The sequence below is a fragment of the Arthrobacter sp. Marseille-P9274 genome (genome assembly GCF_946892675.1).
GTDB lineage: Bacteria > Actinomycetota > Actinomycetes > Actinomycetales > Micrococcaceae > Crystallibacter.
The window spans coordinates 873,400-894,196 of record NZ_CAMPOV010000001.1 but is presented as its reverse complement, the minus strand read 5'-3'; the positions used below and the strand labels follow the sequence as shown (position 1 = coordinate 894,196).

Annotated in this window: 19 protein-coding genes; 9 read left to right on the top strand and 10 right to left on the bottom strand. The window is 69.6% G+C overall.

The genetic code is table 11. The annotated features are described in order from the left end of the window. Positions 1-11 precede the first annotated feature (11 nt). Positions 12-884, bottom strand: coding sequence for an aminodeoxychorismate lyase (locus tag OC550_RS04035; protein WP_262104019.1), 873 nt, complete (start codon positions 882-884; stop codon positions 12-14). Between the two features lie 86 nt (positions 885-970). On the opposite strand from OC550_RS04035, the gene cls reads away from it, so the two are divergent. Then, entirely contained in the window at positions 971-2,449 is a 1,479-nt protein-coding gene (cls, locus tag OC550_RS04030; protein ID WP_262104018.1) for a cardiolipin synthase, read from the top strand. 91 nt (positions 2,450-2,540) lie between these two features. On the opposite strand, the gene pabB is transcribed toward cls, so the two are convergent. The 5 genes from pabB to OC550_RS04005 form a co-directional block, all read right to left on the bottom strand. Then, a complete protein-coding gene (gene pabB / locus OC550_RS04025; RefSeq protein WP_262104017.1) occupies positions 2,541-4,598 on the bottom strand; it encodes an aminodeoxychorismate synthase component I in 2,058 nt (685 codons plus the stop codon). Continuing rightward, on the bottom strand, positions 4,585-5,082 hold the full coding sequence (locus OC550_RS04020; protein ID WP_262104016.1) for a low molecular weight protein-tyrosine-phosphatase: 498 nt from the start codon (positions 5,080-5,082) through the stop codon (positions 4,585-4,587). The genes pabB and OC550_RS04020 overlap by 14 nt, the downstream gene beginning before the upstream one ends. Positions 5,083-5,096: 14 nt before the next feature. Continuing rightward, a complete protein-coding gene (locus OC550_RS04015; RefSeq protein WP_262104015.1) occupies positions 5,097-5,717 on the bottom strand; it encodes a LysE family transporter in 621 nt (206 codons plus the stop codon). Positions 5,718-5,801: 84 nt separating this feature from the next. Beyond that, a complete protein-coding gene (locus tag OC550_RS04010; RefSeq protein WP_262104014.1) occupies positions 5,802-7,397 on the bottom strand; it encodes an NAD(P)/FAD-dependent oxidoreductase in 1,596 nt (531 codons plus the stop codon). Between the two features lie 55 nt (positions 7,398-7,452). Continuing rightward, positions 7,453-8,259, bottom strand: a complete 807-nt coding sequence (locus OC550_RS04005) for a class I SAM-dependent methyltransferase (RefSeq protein ID WP_262104013.1) — start codon at positions 8,257-8,259, stop codon at positions 7,453-7,455. A gap of 165 nt (positions 8,260-8,424) precedes the next feature. Between OC550_RS04005 and OC550_RS04000 the strand changes: the two genes are divergently transcribed. From OC550_RS04000 to OC550_RS03980, 5 genes are all read left to right on the top strand, one after another. After that, positions 8,425-10,563, top strand: a complete 2,139-nt coding sequence (locus OC550_RS04000; RefSeq protein WP_262104012.1) for an MMPL family transporter — start codon at positions 8,425-8,427, stop codon at positions 10,561-10,563. Between the two features lie 260 nt (positions 10,564-10,823). Continuing rightward, complete coding sequence (gene dnaK / locus OC550_RS03995; RefSeq protein WP_262104011.1) at positions 10,824-12,695, top strand: molecular chaperone DnaK; 1,872 nt, start codon at positions 10,824-10,826, stop codon at positions 12,693-12,695. Positions 12,696-12,697: 2 nt separating this feature from the next. Beyond that, a complete protein-coding gene (locus OC550_RS03990) occupies positions 12,698-13,372 on the top strand; it encodes a nucleotide exchange factor GrpE (RefSeq protein WP_262104010.1) in 675 nt (224 codons plus the stop codon). Between the two features lie 125 nt (positions 13,373-13,497). After that, positions 13,498-14,478, top strand: a complete 981-nt coding sequence (locus tag OC550_RS03985; protein ID WP_262104009.1) for a DnaJ C-terminal domain-containing protein — start codon at positions 13,498-13,500, stop codon at positions 14,476-14,478. 25 nt (positions 14,479-14,503) lie between these two features. Then, on the top strand, positions 14,504-14,929 hold the full coding sequence (locus OC550_RS03980) for a heat shock protein transcriptional repressor HspR (protein WP_262104008.1): 426 nt from the start codon (positions 14,504-14,506) through the stop codon (positions 14,927-14,929). Here the strand turns inward: OC550_RS03980 and OC550_RS03975 are convergent. The 3 genes from OC550_RS03975 to OC550_RS03965 all read right to left on the bottom strand — a co-directional run bounded on the left by OC550_RS03975 (position 14,859) and on the right by OC550_RS03965 (position 16,458). Beyond that, entirely contained in the window at positions 14,859-15,221 is a 363-nt protein-coding gene (locus tag OC550_RS03975; RefSeq protein WP_262104007.1) for a UPF0758 domain-containing protein, read from the bottom strand. The two genes, OC550_RS03980 and OC550_RS03975, sit on opposite strands and share 71 nt — an antisense overlap. A 124-nt stretch (positions 15,222-15,345) precedes the next feature. Beyond that, on the bottom strand, positions 15,346-15,912 hold the full coding sequence (locus OC550_RS03970; protein WP_262104006.1) for a DUF5655 domain-containing protein: 567 nt from the start codon (positions 15,910-15,912) through the stop codon (positions 15,346-15,348). 18 nt (positions 15,913-15,930) lie between these two features. After that, positions 15,931-16,458 (bottom strand): hypothetical protein, encoded by a 528-nt coding sequence (locus tag OC550_RS03965; protein WP_262104005.1) that lies wholly within the window; start codon positions 16,456-16,458, stop codon positions 15,931-15,933. A gap of 193 nt (positions 16,459-16,651) precedes the next feature. Here OC550_RS03965 and OC550_RS03960 point away from each other — a divergent pair, with 193 nt between their 5' ends. Both OC550_RS03960 and OC550_RS03955 read left to right on the top strand, forming a co-directional pair. Further along, entirely contained in the window at positions 16,652-17,143 is a 492-nt protein-coding gene (locus OC550_RS03960) for a sigma-70 family RNA polymerase sigma factor (protein ID WP_262104004.1), read from the top strand. After that, positions 17,140-17,799 carry a zf-HC2 domain-containing protein gene (locus tag OC550_RS03955; RefSeq protein WP_262104003.1) on the top strand — a complete coding sequence of 220 codons (660 nt, stop codon included), beginning with the start codon at positions 17,140-17,142 and terminating at the stop codon, positions 17,797-17,799. Before OC550_RS03960 ends, OC550_RS03955 begins: the two co-directional genes overlap by 4 nt. A 27-nt stretch (positions 17,800-17,826) precedes the next feature. Here the strand turns inward: OC550_RS03955 and trmB are convergent, their stop codons facing one another. Next, positions 17,827-18,759: a tRNA (guanosine(46)-N7)-methyltransferase TrmB gene (gene trmB, locus OC550_RS03950; protein ID WP_262104002.1), complete on the bottom strand. Its 933-nt coding sequence runs from the start codon at positions 18,757-18,759 to the stop codon at positions 17,827-17,829. Between the two features lie 249 nt (positions 18,760-19,008). Between trmB and OC550_RS03945 the strand changes: the two genes are divergently transcribed. Next, positions 19,009-20,700 carry a DEAD/DEAH box helicase gene (locus OC550_RS03945; RefSeq protein WP_262104001.1) on the top strand — a complete coding sequence of 564 codons (1,692 nt, stop codon included), beginning with the start codon at positions 19,009-19,011 and terminating at the stop codon, positions 20,698-20,700. Positions 20,701-20,797 lie beyond the last annotated feature (97 nt).

Sequence of the window (20,797 nt, the reverse complement as noted above, 5' to 3'; positions counted from 1 at the left end):
AGCCGGGCGGCTCAGTCCTGGCTGCCCTCGGCCAGCAGCTTCATGAGCTCCTCGGTCATGGGCCCGGACACCGGGATCGGCTTCCCGTCGATGCTCTTGACCGGGGCCAGCAGGCGGATGCTCGAGACGAGCCACACGGCGTCCGCTTCCAGCAGGTGGTGCGGCTGCAGGGGACCGTAGCCGAGCTGCCAACCGGCGGCCGCGGCGGCCTTGAACAGCGCCCCCTGCGAGGTCCCGGGCAGAATCCCGTTCTCGAGCAGCGGCGTGACCAGCGTCTTCACGCCGTCGTGTTCGGTGGCCATCAGGACCGTCGACGTCGGCCCCTCGAGCACCAGGCCGTCGGTCGAGGTGAAGATGACGTCGTCCGCCCCGTGCGCCTTGGCATAGCGCAGGGCGGCCATGTTCACCGCATAGGAGAGGGTCTTGGCGCCGAGCAGCAGCCACGGGGCGCGCTCGGCCAGCGAGCTGTCGTAACCACGGTCCAGAAGCAGGATGTCCACGCCCTCGCGGCGCTGCTTCCGGCCGACCGGCCCGGCCGCATTCGCCTGCACCCACGCCGTCGGCCGGCACGCGCCTTCCACGCCGCGGGTGACCAGGAGCTTGATCACGATTTCCTCGGCCGGGGGATGCTCGGCCAGCGCGGTTGCGATGGCCCGCCGCCAGCTGTCGGCGGACGGGATGTCCAGTTCCATGGTCCGGGCGGACTTTGCCAGGCGGTCCAGATGCGCGCCGACTTTGCGTGCCACGCCATCCACGGCGAGCATGGATTCGAAGATGCCGTCCCCGCGGGTGGCACCGAGGTCCGTGGCCATTAGCTGGGGCTGTGCAGGGTCTGCAACCCTGCCGTTCTCATGGGCCGGGTCGAGAAACACCAAAACTGTCATGGCTTCAGCTTAGATTGCTCCCGCCGGCAGATTAGGCTGGGGGAAGACGCGCCGGGGGACGGCGGGAAGAAAGGACGGATACTGCCGTGCTGTGGTCGCTTGCCGGTTTCGGGACACTCCCGGACTGGGCTGTCGTTCTGCTGACCGTGGTGGACTTTGCCATCCGGATCGCCGCGCTGGGCATCGTGCCGGGCAACCGCCGCCCCACCACCGCGATGGCCTGGCTGCTGGCCATCTTTTTCGTGCCGCTCGTGGGCCTCGCGCTGTTCTTTATGTTCGGCAGATTCCGGCTCTCGGACCGCCGGATCGCCAAGCAGATGGAGACCAACCGCCGTGTGCAGGCGGCCACCCAGAACCTGGAGGAGCCGCGCAGCGAACGAGAGGCTCCGGGCTGGGTGCACTCCGCGGCGGAGCTGAACCGGAGGCTCGGCTCCTTCCCGATGGTGGACAGCAACCACGTGGAGCTCTACCCGGACTACAAGGGGTCCATCGCCGCGATGGCCAAGGCCGTGCGCGAGGCGCAGGAGTTCGTGAACATCGAGTTCTACATCATGTCCCGCGACGACGTCACCGGTGAACTGTTCGATGCGCTGAAGGAGGCCGCCGGCCGCGGCGTGCGCGTACGGCTGCTGTTCGACCACCTGGGCGCCATGCGCGTCAAGGGCTACCGGCAGTTCCTGAAATGGCTGCAGGACAGCGGGATCGACTGGCGCCGGATGCTGCCGCTGCTTCCCGTCCAGGGCCAGTGGCGCCGCATCGACCTGCGCAACCACCGCAAGATCCTGGTGGTCGACGGTCGCGTCGCGTTCACCGGGTCCCAGAACCTGATCCATCCGGGCTACCACCGGGCCTCGAGCGCCCGCGTCGGCCGCCAATGGGTGGAGCTGATGGCCCGCTACGAAGGGCCCATCGTCACGGCGCTGAACATCGTCTTCGCCACCGACTGGTCCAGCGAAACCGACGACACGCTCGAGGGCGAACTGTTCACGCCGGCCCCGTCCCGCGAGCCGGGCCCAATGACCTGCCAGGTAGTGCCCAGCGGTCCGGGCTTCGCCACCGAGAACAACCTGCGGCTGTTCAACACGCTGATCTACGCCGCGGTCGAGCGGCTCTCCGTCTGCAGCCCCTACTTTGTCCCCGACGACTCGCTCCTGTACGCCATTACGACGGCGGCGCAACGGGGCGTCGACGTCGAACTCTTTGTTTCCGAACAGGGGGACCAGTTCCTGGTCCACCACGCCCAGCGGTCCTACTACCAGGCCCTGCTCGAGGCCGGCGTGCGGATCTATCTGTACCCGAAACCCTTCGTCCTGCACGCCAAGCACTTCACGGTGGACGACGAGATTGCCGTGCTGGGCTCGAGCAATATGGACATGCGCTCCTTCTCGCTCAACCTCGAGGTGTCCGTCATGATGCTGGGCGACGGCGTTGTGGGGCGGATGCGCAAGGTCCAGGACAGCTACCGGGAAGTCTCCAGGGAGATCACGCTGGAGGAGTGGACCAAGCGCAGCCGGCTGGAACGCTACGTGGACAACGTCGCCCGGCTGACCGCGACGCTGCAGTAGGACGTCCCGACGGCTGGCTCCGCGCGCTCCGGACCAGTCGGCCGGGTGGCACCGGCCGCCCGGGCCCGGGTCTTCCCGGCCCGGGCAGCGGTCAGTCCGGGAAGGCGGCGCCGAGGGCCGAGAGCACCCCGAAGGCCTTCGCCCGGACTTCGTCCCACTCTGCGGCCGGATCCGAATCGGCGGTGATGGCACCGCCCACTCCAAGGCTGAGCCGGCTGCCGTGGCGGACCAGCGTGCGGATCACGACGGACAGGTCGGAGGCGCCGCTGAGCGAAAAGTAGCCGGCCGCCCCGGAGTAGATGCCGCGGGGGCCGGATTCCAGGCGATCGAGGATGGCCATGGTGCTGATCTTCGGCGCGCCGGTCATGGAACCGGCCGGGAAGGCGGCGGCCACGGCCTCCGCCCGGGACGCGTCCGGCAGGAGCTGCGCATCGATGGTGGAGACCATCTGGTGCACGGTGGCGTAGCTTTCGATCGCGCACAGCCGGCTCACCCGGAGCGTCCCCGGCACGGCATAGTGGCTGAGGTCGTTGCGCAGCAGGTCCACGATCATGATGTTCTCGGCCCGGTCCTTCGGACTCGCCGCCAGCTCGGCCCTGGCCGCCGCATCCTCCGCCGGATCCTCCAGCCGCCGACGCGTGCCCTTGATCGGCTCCGCCCGCAGCCACCCGTCGGCGCGGATGCTCATGAACCGCTCCGGGGACGTGCTGGCCACCGTCAGGTCGCCGAACCGCAGGTAGGTGGCAAAGGGTGCGGGATTACGACGGCGGAGCGCCAGGTAGGTGTCCAAGTCGTCAAGGTCCGGAGAAGCCTCGGCAGCCAGCTCCGTGGTCAGGCAGATTTCGTAGGAATTGCCCTCCGTGATCTCCGCCTGTGCCCGGCGCACCTTGTCCAGGTAGGAGGCCCGGCTGTCCCGCAGCGTGAAGGCCGGAGCCTCGGGGGCGGAGGAGTCTTCCTGCTGTTCCCCGCCGTGTCCGGGCGCGCCGGCGGCCAGCGGTTCGATGGCCTGGCGGGCCTGCTCCCGCCACTGCGCCGCCTCCCCGAAAGCCGCATCGTCGGTGCCCGCGGCGTGGGTCAGCGTCAGCAGGTAGGTGTGCTGCCGCTGATGGTCCAGCACTATGCCGCGCCCGGCGAATATCAGCGCCGCGTCCGGAGTCGGGGCGCTGACGTCGTTGCCTCCGGACTCGCGCTTGAGCTCATAGCCCAGGCAGCCGATCCAGCCGAGCGCGAATCCTTCCGGCACGTCGTCGGGAAGCCGAACTTCGGCCCCGCCCCAGACCGAGTCCAACCAGCGGAAGAACGGACCCCGGATCCGCACGCTCACCCGGCCCCGGGTGATGGTGGTGGTCCCCGCGCGGTGCTCGGCAAGCGCCCCCAGCGTCCCGCCGCCGTCCGCCATGATGCTGACCGCATTCCGGTCCACAGGCCGGCCCGCGGCCGCGTTGGAACTGTCCAGCCAGACCGCGTGGGACGAGGCGCCGTACAGGGCACGGAAGAGGGCGGCGGAATCCGGGGAACTGGCCAGCCGTTCCACCTGAAGCTCCGGCCGCGGCAGGTGCGACCGTTCCAGGGCCAGCAGCGGCTCGAGCTGCGGCAGGTCGAGCAGCGCCCGCAGGACGGCGGAGGGAGAGAGCAGGTCCGGGCTGTCCCGGACCACGATGTCCGCGGCGCCGGCCACATCGTCGGCGGCGAGCCATTCCTCCTCCTGCCCGGCCCAGGTCTCCCAGTACGGTTCGTAGCCGTCGCCGTCCCGGGCGATGGCGCGGGTGCGCCGCTGTCCGGCGTCCGCCTCGATCCAGATGACCGCATCGAGGAGGCGGCGGGCGGCGGCATCGGCGGCGCCGACGCCCTCCAGGATCACGACCTCGGCGGGCTCGGTGACGCGGCGCTCGCCGTCGTCGTCCGCGGTCCAGTCCCAGGCCGTCCAGTCCGCGCTCAGGCCGCGCGAGAGCGGTTCCAGCACCGTTTCGCGGTACCGGCGCCGGCCGGCATCCAGGCCATTCCAGCCGGGGTAGATGTCTTCCAGATGGAACACGCCGACGCTGCGATGGCGGCGCAGCAAAGCGGCAAGCTCCAGGGCGAGTGTGGTCTTGCCCGCCCCGGACCGGCCGTCGACGGCGATCAGCACCGGCCTGTCAACGGGCTGCAAGAGCGGCCCTGACGTGCTGTACGATTCCCGGAACCGCTCCGCTGATCATGTCCCAGCTGGCCTCGAAATCCGCCTCGTCCCCGAACCACGGGTCGTAGATTCCCTGTGCCGCGGGCTCCTTGTCCGCCAGGGCGGGATCGAAGGAACGGAACATCCGGACCTTGGCCAGGGAGTCCTCGTCCGGTGCGTCCGCCCGAAGCTGCTCGTAATGGTCGATGTCCAGCGCCAGGATCAGGTCGCGGTCCCGGTACCAGGCCGGCAGGAACTGGCGGGCGCGGTGCCCGGTGCTGGGCAGGCCCGCCAGCTTGAGCCGCGCCGCCGCACGCTCGTCGATCGGCCGCCCGGCCTCCCAGTCCGACGTCCCGGCCGAGTCGACCGTTGCGCGGGCCGCTAGGCCGGCCTCCGCCAGGGCCTTGGTCAGCACGTACTGTGCCATGGGCGAGCGGCAGATATTGCCCGTGCAGACGGTGATGATCCGGTACATAGGCTCGATTGTAGTTAGAAGAAGGCCAGGATCAGGCCGACGCCGATGAACAGCGTGCCGAAGATCGTGCTCATGGTCCGCTGGCCACGGGCGCTGCGCGTGAAGCGCTGGAACGTCCGGGCGGCCGCGGCGAAGAAGAACCACATGACGAGGATATCGATCAGCACGATGGTCGCTCCCAGCACCACGTACTGCGGTGCCAGCGGCACCTCCGGCCGGATGAAGCCCGGCACGAACGCCAGGAAGAACACCACGGCCTTGGGATTGAGCAGGTTCACCCACAGGCCGCGGCGGAACATCGACCACGCGGGTTCGTTCCGCCGGCCGAGGGCCACGGCCTCCTCCGCTTCCGGCTTGGCCAGCAACTGGCGGACACCCAGGTAGATGAGGTAGGCGGCGCCCGCGTACTTGATGGCGTAGAACGCCGTCGGGGAGCTGGCCACCAGCAGGCCCACGCCCAGGGCGACGATGGCCAGGTGGACGACCAGCGCGGCCTGCTGCCCGAGGATGCCCCAAATGGAACGGCGGAAGCCGGTATTGAGCGCGTTGCTCATCGTGTTGATGGCTCCCGCGCCGGGGGTCAGGCTGATGACCGTACCGGCGCCCACCAGGGCCAGCCACAGGGTAAATTGCACGAGGAGATACTACGCTGGCCACGCCCGGGTCACCACAACGTGTCCACCAGCGCGAAATCCTGCAGCGCGAAATCCTGCAGTGGGTCAGCCTTCTTCGAGCAGGGCCATGGCGGCGTTGTGGCCGCCCAGGCCGCTGACGCCGCCGCCCCTCCGCGCGCCCGCGCCGCACAGCAGGATGCGCTCGTGGCCGGTGGCAGCGCCCCAGCGCTGCGCCGCAGTGTCCAGGGGCTCGTCGTCTTCGGCGAACGGCCAGGAGAGCGGGCCGTGGAAGATGCTGCCGCCGGGCATGGCGAGGCTGTGCTCCAGGTCAAGGGTCGTCTTGGTCTCGATGCAGGGGCGGCCGCCGGCATCGGTCATCAGGCAGTCCTCGATCGGCTCCGCGAGGACTGAGTTGAGCGAGTCGAGCACTGCCCGCTGCAGTTCCTCGCGCAGCCGGTCATTGCTGGCCTCGGTCAGCAGCCGATGCGGTGTCTGCAGGGTGAAGACGGTGAGTGTGTGGGCGCCTTCCCGCTGCAGCCGCTCCGGCAGGATCGACGGGTCCGCGAGCGTGTGGCAGTAGATCTCGGCCGGCAGCGGAGCCGGAATCGAGCCGCCCGCGGCCTCCGTGTAGGCCCGCTCCAGCTGGGAGTACGCCTCGTTGATATGGAAGGTGCCGCCGAAGGCCGCCTCGGGACCCAGGCTGCTGTCCTTGAGCCGGGGCAGCCGCTTGAGCAGCAGGTTCACCTTGGCCTGGGCGCCCTCCGCAGGAGCGGACGTCGGAGCCGAGGTCGGAGCGGCCGCGGCGCCGAGGAGCCGCTCCAGCACCCGCGGGGCCACATTGGCGAGCACAAACTCCCCGTGCACCGTGGCAGGGCCGGCGGCACCGCCGTCGTACGCCACGTCGCCGCCGGGGGACACCGCGGTGACCTCGGCCGAAGTGCGGAACTCGACGCCCGCCGCCCGGGCGGCCTTTTCGAGCGCGCCGCTGACCGCGCCCATGCCGCCTTCCGGGACGTCCCAGTGGCCGGTCCCGCCGCCGATCACGTGGTACAGGAAGCACTTGTTCTGCTGCAGGTCCTCCTGCCCGGCGCGGGCGAAGGTGCTGATCAGCCCGTCCGTGAGGACCGCACCGCGGACCAGGTCGGACCGGAACGCCGTTTCGATGGCCTCGCCCAGGGGCCGCTCGAAGAAGTCGGCCCACAGACCCTCGTCGTCCAGCAGGGCGCGGACGTCGCTGCGCCGGGGCAGCGGCTGCGTGACCGTCGGCCACAGCCGCTCGGCGATGGCTCCGGTGCGCTCGTAGAAGCGGGTGAAGGCCTCGAAGTCGGCTGCCGCGTCCACGGCTGCGAAGGACGCGCGCGTCGCCTGGGCATCTTCGTTGTCCACCAGCAGGCCCGTATCGGTGCCGGGCAGCGGCGTGTAGGAGGAGTAGCGGCGCCGGATCAGCCGCAGGTCCAGGCCGAGGTCGTCTATGATCTGCTGCGGAAACAGGCTCACGAGGTAGGAGTAGCGGGAGAGTCGGGCGCCCGTGCCCGGGAACACCTCGGCGGAGACGGCGGCGCCGCCGAGGTGGTCCTGCCGCTCCAGCACCAGCACCGAGCGGCCGGCGCGCGCCAGGTAGGTGGCGGCGACCAGGCCGTTGTGCCCGCCGCCGATAACGACGACGTCGAAATGCTCTTGTTCGTGGGCATGCAGGGGCATGGGGCTCCTCTATCGGGCCAGGACGGCCGGCGGGCGGCGCTGCTGCGCCGTCGGGTCAGGGCTTGCGGGCGAGGATCTCGCCGTTGGGAATCAGGAACCAGCCGTCCGCGGCCATGGCCCACTCCTGCCAGCCCTGCGCGATGCGGTCCAGCCCGGCCTGGTCCAGCAGGCCCCGGTCCAGCGCCTGTTCGCCGTACGCCGAGTGCAGGACCCGTTCGTACCAGACGTTGCCCCACCAGGTGCGCTGTTCCTCCGTGGCATAGAGCCAGTTGGAGGAGGACGGGCTGATGTCGCTGAACCCGGCGGCCTGCGCCCAGGACAGCAGGTGGCGGCCGGCGTCCGGCTCGGCGCGGTTGCCGCGGGCGATCTGCTGGTAGGTGTCCATCCACTCGTCCAGTTCCGGGAGTTCCGGGAACCAGCTCATCCCGTGGAAGTCCGCGTCACGCACGGCGACGATGCCGCCCGGCTTCGTCACGCGGCGCAGCTCGTACAGCGCGGCCACCGGATCGGTCAGGTGCTGGAGCACCTGGTGGGCGTGGACGACGTCGAAGGTGTCGTCGTCGTAGTCCAGGTCGTAGATGTTGCCGCTGACGAAGGTCGCGTTGTCCACCCCGCGCAGCGCGGCGAGCTCGGCGGCCTGCTCCAGCACGTCATCGGAGCGGTCCAGGCCGACCACCTCGCCGGGGGCGACGAGCTCGGCCAGGTCGGCGGTGATGCTCCCGGGCCCGCAGCCGACGTCGAGCAGCCGCATTCCCGGCCTGAGGTGCGGCAGCAGGTAGGCGGCGCAGTCCTCGGCGGTGCGGACGGCATGCGCGCTGACGACGCTCTGGTGGTGGCCGTGCGAGTAGACCTCTTCCTTCATAGTGGGAGGGTACTCTGCACCACAGCCTGAGGGGTAACAGCGCGGCCGCTTGTTGCGCTATTAGTCGCGGAGCAGGGCATTCGTCGGAGCCGGGCAAAGTATCTCCATGGTGGAGATACTTTATAGTTGAGCTAAAAGCCGCTTCCCCATAGAAAGGCCGGTCGGATGTCCCGCTGGTTGAGAGTATTCGTGCCCGTGCTGGTGGTGCTGGCCTGGTTGGCCGCGGCAGGCCTCGGGGGGCCAACCTTCGGCAAGCTCTCGGACGTGTCCACCAATGACCAGGCCGGGTTCCTGCCGCAGAGCGCGGAATCGACGGAGGCGGGGGAGTGGCAGCAGCGGTTCCTGGATTCCGAATCCGTGCCCGCCGTCGTCGTTGTTGAGTTCGATGCCCCGCTGGCGCCGCAGGAGCTCGGCGGCCTCGCCTCGCTCGGCGAGCAGCTTGGCGAGGCGGCGGGCCTAACGTCCGACGGCGGCCCGCAGGTCGCCGGTCCGATCCCCGCCGAGGATTTCACCGCGGTCCAGTTCGTCGTCCCGGTTCCCGACGACGGCGAGGTGGGTGCGTCAGTCGACGGGCTGCGCGACGTGCTGGCGGCCGAACTGCCGGACGGCGCCACCGGCTACGTGACCGGTCCCGCGGGCTTCGTCGCAGACCTGGTCGAGGCGTTCGGCGGCATCGACGGGCTGCTGCTGGGCGTGGCGCTCGCCGCCGTGTTCCTCATTCTGCTCGTGGTGTACCGGGCCCTCCTGCTGCCGTTCCTGGTGCTGCTGACCTCCATCTTTGCCCTGTGCGCGGCCATTCTGGTCGTCTACTGGTTCGCGCTCCTCGGCTGGATCCAGCTCAGCGGGCAGAGCCAGGGCATCCTGTTCATCCTGGTGATCGGCGCCGCCACCGACTACGCGCTGCTCCTGGTGGCGCGCTACCGGGAGGCGCTCGGCGAGGAGGAGTCGGCCTGGCGGGCGATGCGTACGGCGTACCGCGCCGCGGTCGAACCGATCGTCGCCTCCGGGGCAACGGTGACGCTGGCGCTGCTCTGCCTGCTGTTCTCGGACCTGAACTCCAACCGCAGCCTGGGGCCGATCGCGGCCATCGGCATCGTCTTCTCGGTGGTGGCCGCGCTGTCGCTGCTGCCGGCCCTCCTGCTGATCTTCCGCCGCGCGGCCTTCTGGCCGATCGTTCCGCGCCCGGGCCGGCACACGCACCGGTCCGCCGCGGAGGATGTTCCCGCCGGGGCGGAGGGCCTGCGGGGAATCTGGCGCCGCACAGCCGGCCTGATCGCGCGCCGGCCGCGGCTGACCTGGCTGGTCTCGCTGGCGGTCCTGGCGGCGGGATCCCTTGGCGTGCTGCAGCTGCAGGCCCACGGCGTGCCGCAGTCGGAGCTGGTCCTGGTCCAGACGGATTCCGCGGACGGGCAGGACGCCCTCGCGCGGCACTTCGATGCCGGGTCGGGGTCTCCCGCCGTCATCATTGCCAACGAGGCGCTGCGCGACGAGGTCCTCGAGGTCGTTCGCGGCCAGGATGGAGTGGCCGACGCGGAGCTGCTGGCGGCCGGAGGCGCGGTCGTGGAAGAGGACGGGCGCGTCCTCATCAACGCCACCCTGGCGGACGTCGCGGATTCTTCGGCGGCCGAGGAGACCGTGGCCGAGCTACGTACAGCGCTCGATGCGGTTGACGGCGCGGCCCTCGTCGGCGGCACCACCGCCGTCGCGCTGGATACCAACAATTCAGCCCAGGCCGACCTGCTGAAGATCATCCCGATTGTGCTGGCCGTGATCCTGGTGGTGCTGATGCTGCTGCTGCGGTCCGTTGTCGCGCCGGTGCTGCTGATCCTCAGCGTCGCGCTGTCCTACCTCACGGCCCTCGGCGTCTCGGCCTGGGTGTTCAACCATGTATTCGGATTCCCGGGCGCCGATGCGTCGGTGCCGCTCTATGGCTTCGTCTTCCTCGTGGCCCTCGGCGTGGACTACAACATCTTCCTGATGACCCGGGTGCGCGAGGAATCCCTGCGGCTGGGCACCCGGCCGGGGATCCTCCGCGGCCTTGGGGCGACCGGCGGTGTCATCACCTCCGCCGGGATCGTCCTCGCCGCCACCTTCGCGGCGCTGGGCGTCATTCCCATCCTGTTCCTGGCCCAACTGGCCTTCATCGTCGCGTTCGGCGTGCTGCTGGACACCGTGCTGGTGCGTTCGCTGCTGGTGCCCGCGCTCTCCTACGACCTTGGCCGGCGTATCTGGTGGCCGGGAAGGCTGTCACGGGAGACGCGGCACGGGGAGCCGGCCAAGCCGCCGGCCTACATCGACGCTTGATCCCTTTCGACGCGTGATCCCCCTGTGGACGCGTGATCCCTATGGAGGGGGCGGCCGGTTGGCCGCCCCCTACGGTGCTTCCGGGGCCCGGGGCCCGTCCGGGGACCCGCCCAAACTTGAGTGCCCGCGACTCAAGTTGAGTTGACATCCTCAAGGCCCTGAGTAGACTTGAGTTCAGAACGCTCAATCCCGAGCCGCCCTTTCGGGGCGGCACGTCTGAGATCCGTGGCCGCCAAGGCCAGCCAAGAAAGGACAAGCGTATGTCTCGTGCAGTAGGTATCGACCTCGGAACCACCAACTCCGTGGTTTCCGTGCTGGAAGGTGGCGAACCCACCGTTATCGCCAACGCCGAGGGCGGCCGCACCACGCCCTCCGTTGTCGCCTTCTCGAAGGCCGGCGAGGTCCTCGTCGGCGAGATCGCCAAGCGCCAGGCGGTCAACAATATCGAGCGCACCATCGCTTCCGTCAAGCGCCACATGGGCACCGACTGGAAGAAGGAAATCGACGGCAAGAACTACACTGCGCAGGAAATTTCCGCCCGTATCCTTCAGAAGCTTAAGCACGACGCCGAGTCCTACCTGGGCGAAAAGGTCACCGACGCAGTGATCACCGTTCCGGCGTACTTCAACGACGCCGAGCGCCAGGCGACGAAGGAGGCCGGCGAAATCTCCGGCCTGAACGTCCTGCGCATCGTGAACGAGCCGACCGCTGCCGCCCTGGCCTACGGCCTCGACAAGGGCAAGGAAGACGAACTCATCCTGGTCTTCGACCTCGGCGGCGGCACCTTCGACGTCTCGCTGCTGGAAGTCGGCAAGGACGAGGACGACTTCTCCACCATCCAGGTCCGCGCCACCGCCGGTGACAACCGCCTCGGCGGCGACGACTGGGACCAGCGCGTCGTGGACTACCTGCTGAAGCAGGCCAAGGCCAAGGGCGCCGACCTGTCGAACGACAAGATCGCGCTGCAGCGCCTGAAGGAAGCCGCGGAGCAGGCCAAGAAGGAACTGTCCTCGGCGTCCTCCACCAACATCTCGCTGCAGTACCTCTCCGTGACCCCCGAGGGCCCGGTCCACCTGGACGAGCACCTCAGCCGCGCCAAGTTCCAGGAACTGACCGCGGACCTGCTGGAGCGCACCAAGAAGCCGTTCCACGACGTCATCAAGGAGGCCGGCATCAAGGTCTCCGATATCGACCACATTGTGCTCGTCGGCGGTTCCACCCGTATGCCGGCCGTGTACGACCTGGTCAAGGAGATGGCCGGCGGCAAGGAGCCGAACAAGGGCGTGAACCCGGACGAGGTCGTCGCCGTGGGCGCCGCCCTGCAGGCTGGCGTCTTGAAGGGCGAGCGCAAGGACGTCCTGCTGATCGACGTCACCCCGCTGTCCCTGGGCATTGAGACCAAGGGCGGTGTGATGACCAAGCTGATCGAGCGCAACACGGCCATCCCGACCAAGCGTTCGGAGACCTTCACGACTGCGGACGACAACCAGCCCTCCGTGGCCATCCAGGTCTTCCAGGGCGAGCGTGAGTTCACCCGGGACAACAAGCCGCTGGGCACCTTCGAGCTGACCGGTATTGCGCCGGCCCCGCGCGGCGTCCCCCAGGTGGAGGTCACCTTCGACATCGACGCCAACGGCATCGTGCACGTCTCCGCCAAGGACAAGGGCACCGGCGCAGAGCAGTCGATGACCATCACCGGCGGCACCGCGCTGTCCAAGGATGACATCGACCGCATGGTCCGCGAGGCCGAGGAGCACGCCGCCGAGGACAAGAAGCGCCGCGAGGCCGCCGATGTCCGCAACTCGGCCGAACAGCTTGCGTACTCCGTGGGCAAGCTGCTGACCGACAATGACGAGAAGCTGCCCGCCGAGGTGAAGACCGAGGTCCAGGCCGACGTCGACTCTCTCAAGGCCGCCCTGGAGAAGCAGGATAACGACGACGAGGTCAAGGCCGCGTTCGAGAAGCTCCAGGCATCGCAGACCAAGCTGGGCGAGGCAATCTACTCGCAGTCCCAGGCCGGCGCTCCCGGTGAAGGCGCGCCCGCCGGCGACGGCGCTCCCGGAGCCGGTTCTGCCAACGCCGACGAAGACATTGTCGACGCCGAAGTAGTCGACGAGGAAGAGAAGAAGTAACCATGCCCCACCACGGTAACGAGCACGAACACGAGTCAGAGCCGGTGAGCTTCCGCGACAACCGGAAGATCGACCCGGAGACGGGCAAGGTCCGTGGGCCGCAGGAGGAGGCTGCCGCCGGGGATGCGGCGGCCTCCGCGGAGGCCGCCGGCCACGAGCACGAGGACGTCACGCCCGTGGACGCCGCCCATGACTCCGGGGACGCACTGGCGCAGGCCGAGCAGATCCTCAACGAGGCCTCGGCGGAACCCGCGGCCGACCAGGCCCTGGTCGAGGAGCTCCGCAATGACCTGCTGCGGCTGCAGGCGGAGTACGTCAACTACCGCAAGCGCGTGGAACGGGACCGGGCGGTGGCCGGAGAGATGGCCGTCATCGGCGTCCTGAACTCCCTGCTGCCCGTGCTTGACGACATCGACGCGGCCCGCCAGCATGGCGACCTGACGGACGGCCCGTTCGCCGCGATCGCCAGCAAGCTGGACGGCGTGCTGGAGCAGTACGGCCTGAACCGGATCAACGAGGCCGGCGTGGAGTTCGACCCGAACATCCACGAGGCCCTCATGCAGCAGCCCAATCCGGAGGTCAAGGTGGACACCGTCAACCAGATCCTCCGCGGCGGCTTCAAGTCCGGCGACCGGGTGCTGCGCGCCGCCCAGGTCGTTGTGGGCGTGCCGGAGTAAGCGGCAACGCCCAAACGGCCGATGCCGGGAGCTGCCTGCCTCGTGCAGGCAGCTCCCGGCACGACCCGTCCCGCCGGCCACGGCGGGACCCACGACATTAACGACGACGAGAAGGAGGCATCCGGATGGCCAGCCAGGATTGGGTCGATAAGGACTTCTACAAGATCCTCGGTGTCTCCAAGGACGCCTCGGACGCGGACATCAAGAAGGCCTACCGCAAGCTGGCGCGCAAGTACCATCCGGACACCAACGCGTCGGACGCCACCGCCGAGAAGATGTTCAAGGACGTCTCGGAGGCCTACTCGGTGCTTTCGGACCCCGAGGAACGCCAGCAGTATGACGCGATCCGTGCCATGGGCAGCGGAGCCCGCTTCTCGGCCGGAGGTGCCGGCGGTCCCGGCGCCGGCGGTTTCGAGGACGTCTTCGGCAACCTTTTCGGCCAGCACGCCGGCCGCGGCACCCGCTCGGGCGGCTTCGGCGGCGGCAACGTCCCGCCCGAATTCGCCGACCTCTTCGGCGGTTTCGGCGGCGGCGGCTTCCAGGCTCCGCAGGCACCGCCGCGGAAGGGCGCCGACCGGACAGCATCGACCACCATTTCCTTCGCGGGCTCGATCAACGGCACCAAGATCGGCCTCCGCGAGCCCTCCGGCGAGGTGATCGAGGTCCGCATCCCCGCCGGCATCAAGGACGGCCAGAAGGTGCGGGTCCGGGGCAAGGGCCAGCCCGGCCCGGCCGGCAACGGCGACCTGATGGTGACCGTCAACGTCCAGCCGCACGGTTTCTACACGCGGGACGGGGACAATATCCGCGTCCATGTCCCGGTTACCTTTGCCGAGGCGGCGCTGGGGGCCCAGATCGAGGTCCCCACGATGAACGGCGAGCACGTCAAGGTGAAGGTCCCGGCGGGAACGCCGTCCGGCCGCACACTGCGGGTGAAGGGGCGGGGCGTCAAGACGTCGAAGACGACCGGCGACCTGCTGGTGACCATCGACGTCGTGGTTCCGCAAAACCTGAACAAGCAGGCCGAGGAGGCCGTGAAGGCCTTCGCCGCGGCTACGTCCGACGCAGACCCGCGGGCTTCGCTGGGCGCCAAGGCCCGGTTGTAGACGCGTGAAGAAGGGAGGAACGGCGATGGGCATCGACCGCAATGCGCCGATTTTCGTGATCTCCGTGGCAGCCGAGCTGGCCGAAATGCACCCGCAGACCCTGCGCCAGTACGACCGGATGGGGCTGGTGTCTCCGTCCCGGCAGCGGGGCCGGCAGCGGCGGTACTCGCAGCGGGACGTCGACCTGCTCCGCGAAGTCCAGCGGCTGTCCCAGGAGGGCGTCTCGCTGGAGGGGATCAAGCGCATCCTCGAACTGGAGAACCAAGTCACCGCGCTGCGTTCCCGGGTGGCCGAGCTGACCGCCGAACTGGACCAGACCCGGCGCCTGACCAGCGCCGAGGCCAGCCGCGTCTTCGCCGCCGGGCTGGCCGGCGACGTGGTCACTCTGACCCGGGGCAAGCGTCCGAGGCCGCGGAGCCAGGCGCTGGTGGTGTGGCGGCCCCAGTCCTGACCGAAGCCCGCCGCGCCAGCTCCATGGCCCCCGCCAGCCGGGCGGCCAGGGCGGCGCCCACCCCGGGAATCTGTTTCAGGGCCTCGGCATCCGCGGCCAGCAGCCCGGCAGGACCACCTGCCTTCTTCAGGATGAGCTGACCCAGTTCGAGGCTGCTCGCCTCCCGCGTTCCCGAGCCGATGACCAGTGCCAGCACCTCGGCGTCCTTGAGCCGCCGGATCCCGAGCCGGGCCATTTTCTCCCGCGGCCGGTCCGGGGCCTCCATGTCCGCAATGGATGTGTGTGTCTTCATGCAGCCAAGCTACGGGCCGATGCCGGTCGAGCGGACCGGCGCGAGCCCGGATGTGCATGACGGCGCTTCAGGGCCAACCTGTGGAGGCAGGGTCAAACCCCGCCGCCCGTCCTCCGACGCACGCTTACGAATTCTGCTCCACGGCGCGTTCCAGGATGGCCAGGACTCCGTCGTCGACCTCAGCCGGGGAACGGAACCGCAGGCGCCGGCCGAAGGGATCCCCGGAGCGGACCTTGACCGCCTCGAGCCGAGGGTCGTCCGCCTCGACCCGCAGCAGCAGGTCCAGGCTGCCCTTGTTCGCCGGCGTGATCTGGGCGAACTTGCGGCGCGGGGAATGGACCGAAACGTAGGTCTTGCGTGCCTGCAGCCACACCCCGTCGAGGGAAAGCGCCATGGCCATCAGCCGGTCGGCGATCGGACGCAGCGCAGGCCGGTCGGCGTACTGGCCGTCGATCAGCTCATCGCCCGACTTGAGGAAGAACTCCGGGTAGCCGAACACCTTCCACGAAACCGCCATGGCGGCGTAGCCGGCCACGCCCTGCTCCCGCAGCCATCCGGACAGCTCCGCCTCCGTCGAGATGCCGGAGTCCCGGGCCTTCCCGGCCCAGGCCTCCGAACCCTCGCCGGTGCGCCGCACCAGCAGCTCCTCGTTCCAGTCGATCATCCCCTGCCAGGATGCAATGTCTCCCATCCCACCAGCGTACTGAGGTCAGCGGATCATCGTCCCGTCGGGGGCCACCACGTACCAGACCTCGTTGACGTTCTGGCCGGTCACGTCGCCCGGCTTCGTGTCCTTCTGCCAGTAGTAGACCGGCATGCCGTCGATGGTGACCTGCTTCTTGCCCTCCGGGGTCTCGATGGTGCCGATCTCGGCCGTGACGCCGTCGACCTTGGGGGAGTCGCTTTCGGTCAGGACCGGGGGCCAGGCCACGATGCAGTCGCCGGTACAGTTGCTGACGCCCGAATCCTTCTCGTCCTTCGTGAAGTAGTAGACGGTCATTCCCTTCCCGTCGACCACGATTTCGCCAAGCGAGCTGTTGGCCGTCTTCAGGTCGACGGAGCCGGCCGCGGCACTGCTTTCGCCCGCGGTCGGCATGGCGCTGGTTTCCGGCATCGCGCTGGTTTCCGGCGCCGCCGGTGGAGCAGCTTCGTTGTCGTCTCCGCCGCCGGCACAGCCGGCCAAACCGAGGAGGGCGGCGGCCATCAGGACGCTGGCGCCCCTGCTGCTGATCTTCATGATTGAGTCCTATCGGTTCAACGGGCTGGGTTCGGTGCAGCGCCGCCGGGTGCGGGCCACTATTGGCAAAGACGTGCCCCGGCGCCAGAATGGTTCAACTGCGCAGTCCGCGGCGCAGTTGAACCATGGGGCCACCCGCCGGCGTCTGAGCAGGTACGGGTGTCATTTCGGCGCACGCTCGAAGGGATCGGCCATGGCGATGGAAGACGAAGCGGTCGCGCAGCTGTACCGCGAGCACGCGGCCGCGCTGCGGCGGTTTGTGCTCGCCGCCACCTCCGATCCGGCGCAGGCCGACGACGTGGTGCAGGAGACCATCCTGCGGGTCTGGAAACTCGGTCCCGACGTGGAGAACATGCGCGGGTACCTCTACCGGACGGCCCGCCACGTGATCATCGACAACTACCGCCGCCGCAGCCGCCGGGCGCCGGAGACCCGGATGCCCGAAGAGGATCCGCCCGCCGAGGACAAGGTCGATACCCTGCTGCTCAAGGTGGTGGTGGAGGAAGCCCTGTCCCGGCTCAGCGTCGACCACCGCAATATCATCCTCGCCCTGTACTACCAGAGGCTCACGGCGACGGATGCGGCCAAGGCCCTGTCCCTGCCGCTGGGCACGGTGAAGTCCCGGGCCTTCTACGCGGCCAGGGCGCTGCGCTCCGTCCTCGAGGAGATGGGGGTCCAGCCATGAAACACAACCACGAACAGCTGAGTGAGCTGATCGGACTCTACGTCCTGGGCGGATTGGAACCCTCCGAGCGGCGCGCGTTCGACCAGCACCTGCGCGACTGTCCGGAGTGCGCGGCCGAGCTGGCTCGGCTTGAGTGCCTGCCCGCCCTGCTGGACGGCGTGCCGCGCGAGGTCGCCCTGGAACTGGCCCAGCCGTCGCCATCGGACGTCGAGCACAACACCAAGCGCCTGCTGTCCGAGCTCCATGTGCGCCGGCGGCAACAACGACGGCGGGTGGCCGGTTTGGTCGCGCTGGTGGCCGCGGCATCGCTCGTCATCGGAGCGGTCGCCGGTCCCGCGGTCACCGGCCCGCGGCAGGTGAAGGACAGCTACACGATGAGCGCCTCCAGCGGCCTGGAGGTGCAGCTGGACCTGGTCCATAAGGGCTGGGGGACGGAGCTGGCCATGGATGGTGAACGGCTGCCCGACAGCGGCGTCCTCTCGCTTTGGGTCACCGACTCCACCGGGAAGGCGCACGAGGTCGCCACCTGGAAGGCCACACAGGCGGGCCGGGCCCGGCTGTCGGCGGCCACCGCCGTCGAGACGGAGGAGATCGTGCGGGTCGAGATCAAGGATGCGGACAAGGTTCCCGTTGCCTCGGTGGTCACCCGGGGCTGAGCGCCGGGCGGTCTTGGGCGACTGGCCTCAGTCCGCTGTCCGGCGGAAGGTCAGGTCGAAGATACCGCGCCCGGCCTCGTGCGCCTTCTGTTCGAAGCTGGTGAGCGCGCGGCCCTCGAACCGCGGTGCCCAGCCGCCGAGTTCGTCCATTCCCTCGCCCTGGCTCGCATTGCCCGTGCTCACCGGAGCCTTGCCTTCGCGCACCGGGGCGCCGCCCACTTCCTGCTCGACTCCGCTTTCCCAGACCTGGGTGAGCGGGGATGACGGACCAGTGCGTTCGCCGTCGTGCACGTTGACGAAGTCCGCCGCCGCGTTGCCCACTTCCCGCATCTGGATGGCGTAGGAAGACCAGTCCGTGGCCAGCCGCCAGAGTCCGCCGGGTTCGAGGACCCGCGCCGCCAGCAGGGCGAAGCTGTCCTTGACCAGGCGGCGCTTTTGGTGGCGCGTCTTGTGCCACGGGTCCGGGAAGAAAACCCAGAGCTGGGCGACCGATCCCGCCGGCAGCATGGTCGCCAGGACCTCCGGCGCGTTGGCCTGCACGACGCGGACGTTCGAGAGCTGCTTCGTCCCGATGCGCAGCAGCGTATGGGCCAAACCCGGCCGGTAGACCTCGACGGCGAGGAAGTTCCATTCAGGGTGCTCGTGGGCGGCGTGGCAGACGGCTTCGCCGAGCCCGGAGCCGATCTCCACCACGAGCGGGGCCCGCCGCCCGAAGGCGGCCTCCGCATCGAACTCGTAGCCGGGATCCACGGAGGTGTCGCCCCCCACGCGCGGCACGTCGATGACGAAGGCCTCGGCATAGTCGTCCCAGGCCTGCTGGCGGCGGCCCTGCAGGCGCGAGCCGCGGCGGACGTAGCTGACCGGCTGCGTGTGGAAGGAACCCGGCGCGGGCGAAGGAGCGGGGGAGGGTCCGGCGCCGTCTGCGGCGGGGGAATCCGGAGTGGAAGGCTGGTGCATCATCCACCTCAGGATAGCCGCGGTCGGACAGCGCGCGCGTCGCTGGTAGACTGGTGGGTACTTGGAGCGTGCCCGCGGGCCCGTTCCCTGCGTCGATGAACGCTTCACACTTCTCCCGCAGTTCCAGCGCGGGGCGTCAGACCTGCAGCCAGCAGGCAGCCCACGCGAGCGGTTGACTCTGATTATTTCTTCGGCGAAACCCTGGGCCATACCGGTGCCGGGGCCACTGACCGAAAGTACCCCTCGATTTCCATGACCCTTACCACTTCCGTGCGCTCTTTTAAGCAGCTCGGCGTTCCGTCGCAGCTGGTGACGGCGCTGTCCGCCTCCGGCATCCTTGAGCCGTTCCCGATCCAGTCCGAAACCCTGCCGGATACGCTGGCCGGCCGGGATGTCCTAGGCCGGGGCCGCACGGGCTCGGGCAAGACCCTTGCCTTCGCGCTGCCGCTGGTTTCCCGGCTGGCCGAACGGGAAGCGGCCTACCGCCGCCGCGCCGGCCGTCCCCTCGGCCTGGTGCTGGCGCCCACGCGCGAGCTCGCCACCCAAATCAATGCCGTTATCGAGCCGCTGGCCAAGGAACTGGGCCTGAACACCACCGTGATCTACGGCGGCGTCTCCCAGGCGCGCCAGGAAAAGGCGCTGGCCGCCGGCGTTGACATTGTGGTGGCCTGCCCCGGCCGCCTCGAGGACCTGATGAAGCAGCGCATCCTCACGCTGGAAGCCGTGGAGATCACGGTGCTCGACGAGGCCGACCACATGGCCGACCTGGGCTTCCTGCCCGTCGTCCGCCGCCTGCTGGATGCCACCGGGTCCGAGGGACAGCGGCTGCTCTTCTCCGCCACGCTGGACAACGGCGTGGACAAGCTGGTCAACCGCTACCTGACGAACCCGCTCACCCACTCGGTGGACGAGCCGCAGGCGGCCGTCAGCACCATGGAACACCACGTGCTGGTGGCCCCGGACCTGACCGTCAAGAAGCAGCTGATCAAGGAACTGGCTTCCGGTCTGGGACGCCGCGTACTCTTCACGCGTACCAAGCACCACGCCCGCAAGCTGGCCAAGACGCTGACCGACGCCGGGATTCCGGCGGTGGACCTGCACGGCAACCTCTCGCAGAACGCGCGGGACCGGAACCTGGCCGAATTCTCCTCCGGCGACGTGCGTGTCCTGGTCGCCACCGACGTCGCCGCCCGCGGCGTGCACGTGGACGACGTGGAACTCGTCGTCCACGTGGACCCGCCGACCGAGCACAAGGCCTACCTGCACCGCTCCGGCCGCACCGCCCGGGCCGGCTCGGACGGCACCGTGGTCACCTTGTCGCTGCCCGAGCAGAAGCTCGAAGTGGGCAAGCTGATGAAGGCCGCCGGCGTGGATGTCGCTTTCGAGCGGGTGACGGCGAGCTCCCCGCTCGTGGCGAAGCTCGTGGGCGAAGCCGCGGCCGCGGTGGACCCGAAGGTTCGGCGTGCCGCCCAGGAGGCCAAGGCCGCACACCGCGGCCCCGCCCACAAGCAGGGCACCTCCACCGGAGCCAACGCGCAGCGCAAGCGTGCGGCGCGCCAGAACGGACGGAAGCAGGCCGCCGGCACCGGCGGGCAGCCCGCAGCCGCCCGCGGCGCGGGACGGGCAGCCGATTCCCGCGGCGGCGCCCGGACAGCCGATTCCCGCGGCGCGGCCCGGACCGGCGATGCCCGCACGGCCAGCCAGGCGGCAGCGTCCGGCAACGGCCGCCGTCCCGCGCGGACCGACGCCGTCCAGCAGCCCGGCCGTTCGCGCCGCCCCGCCACCGGACAGCGCGCCGCCGCGCAGCCGTCGTCGTCCCGAGGGTCCCAGCGCTCGGCTTCCGCGGCCTCGCCGGCGGGACACCGCGCCGCGGCCCCGGACAGCCGCCGCGGCAACCGTCGTGCCTCGGCCCCGGCGAGCAACACCCGCCGCAACGCCCGATAGACGGCAGCCGGGACCCGTAGCCGGGACGCGATACCAGCACCCGGCGCCGGCCACCCGGCGCCGGCCACCCGGCGCCGGCCACTCGGCGCCGGCCAAA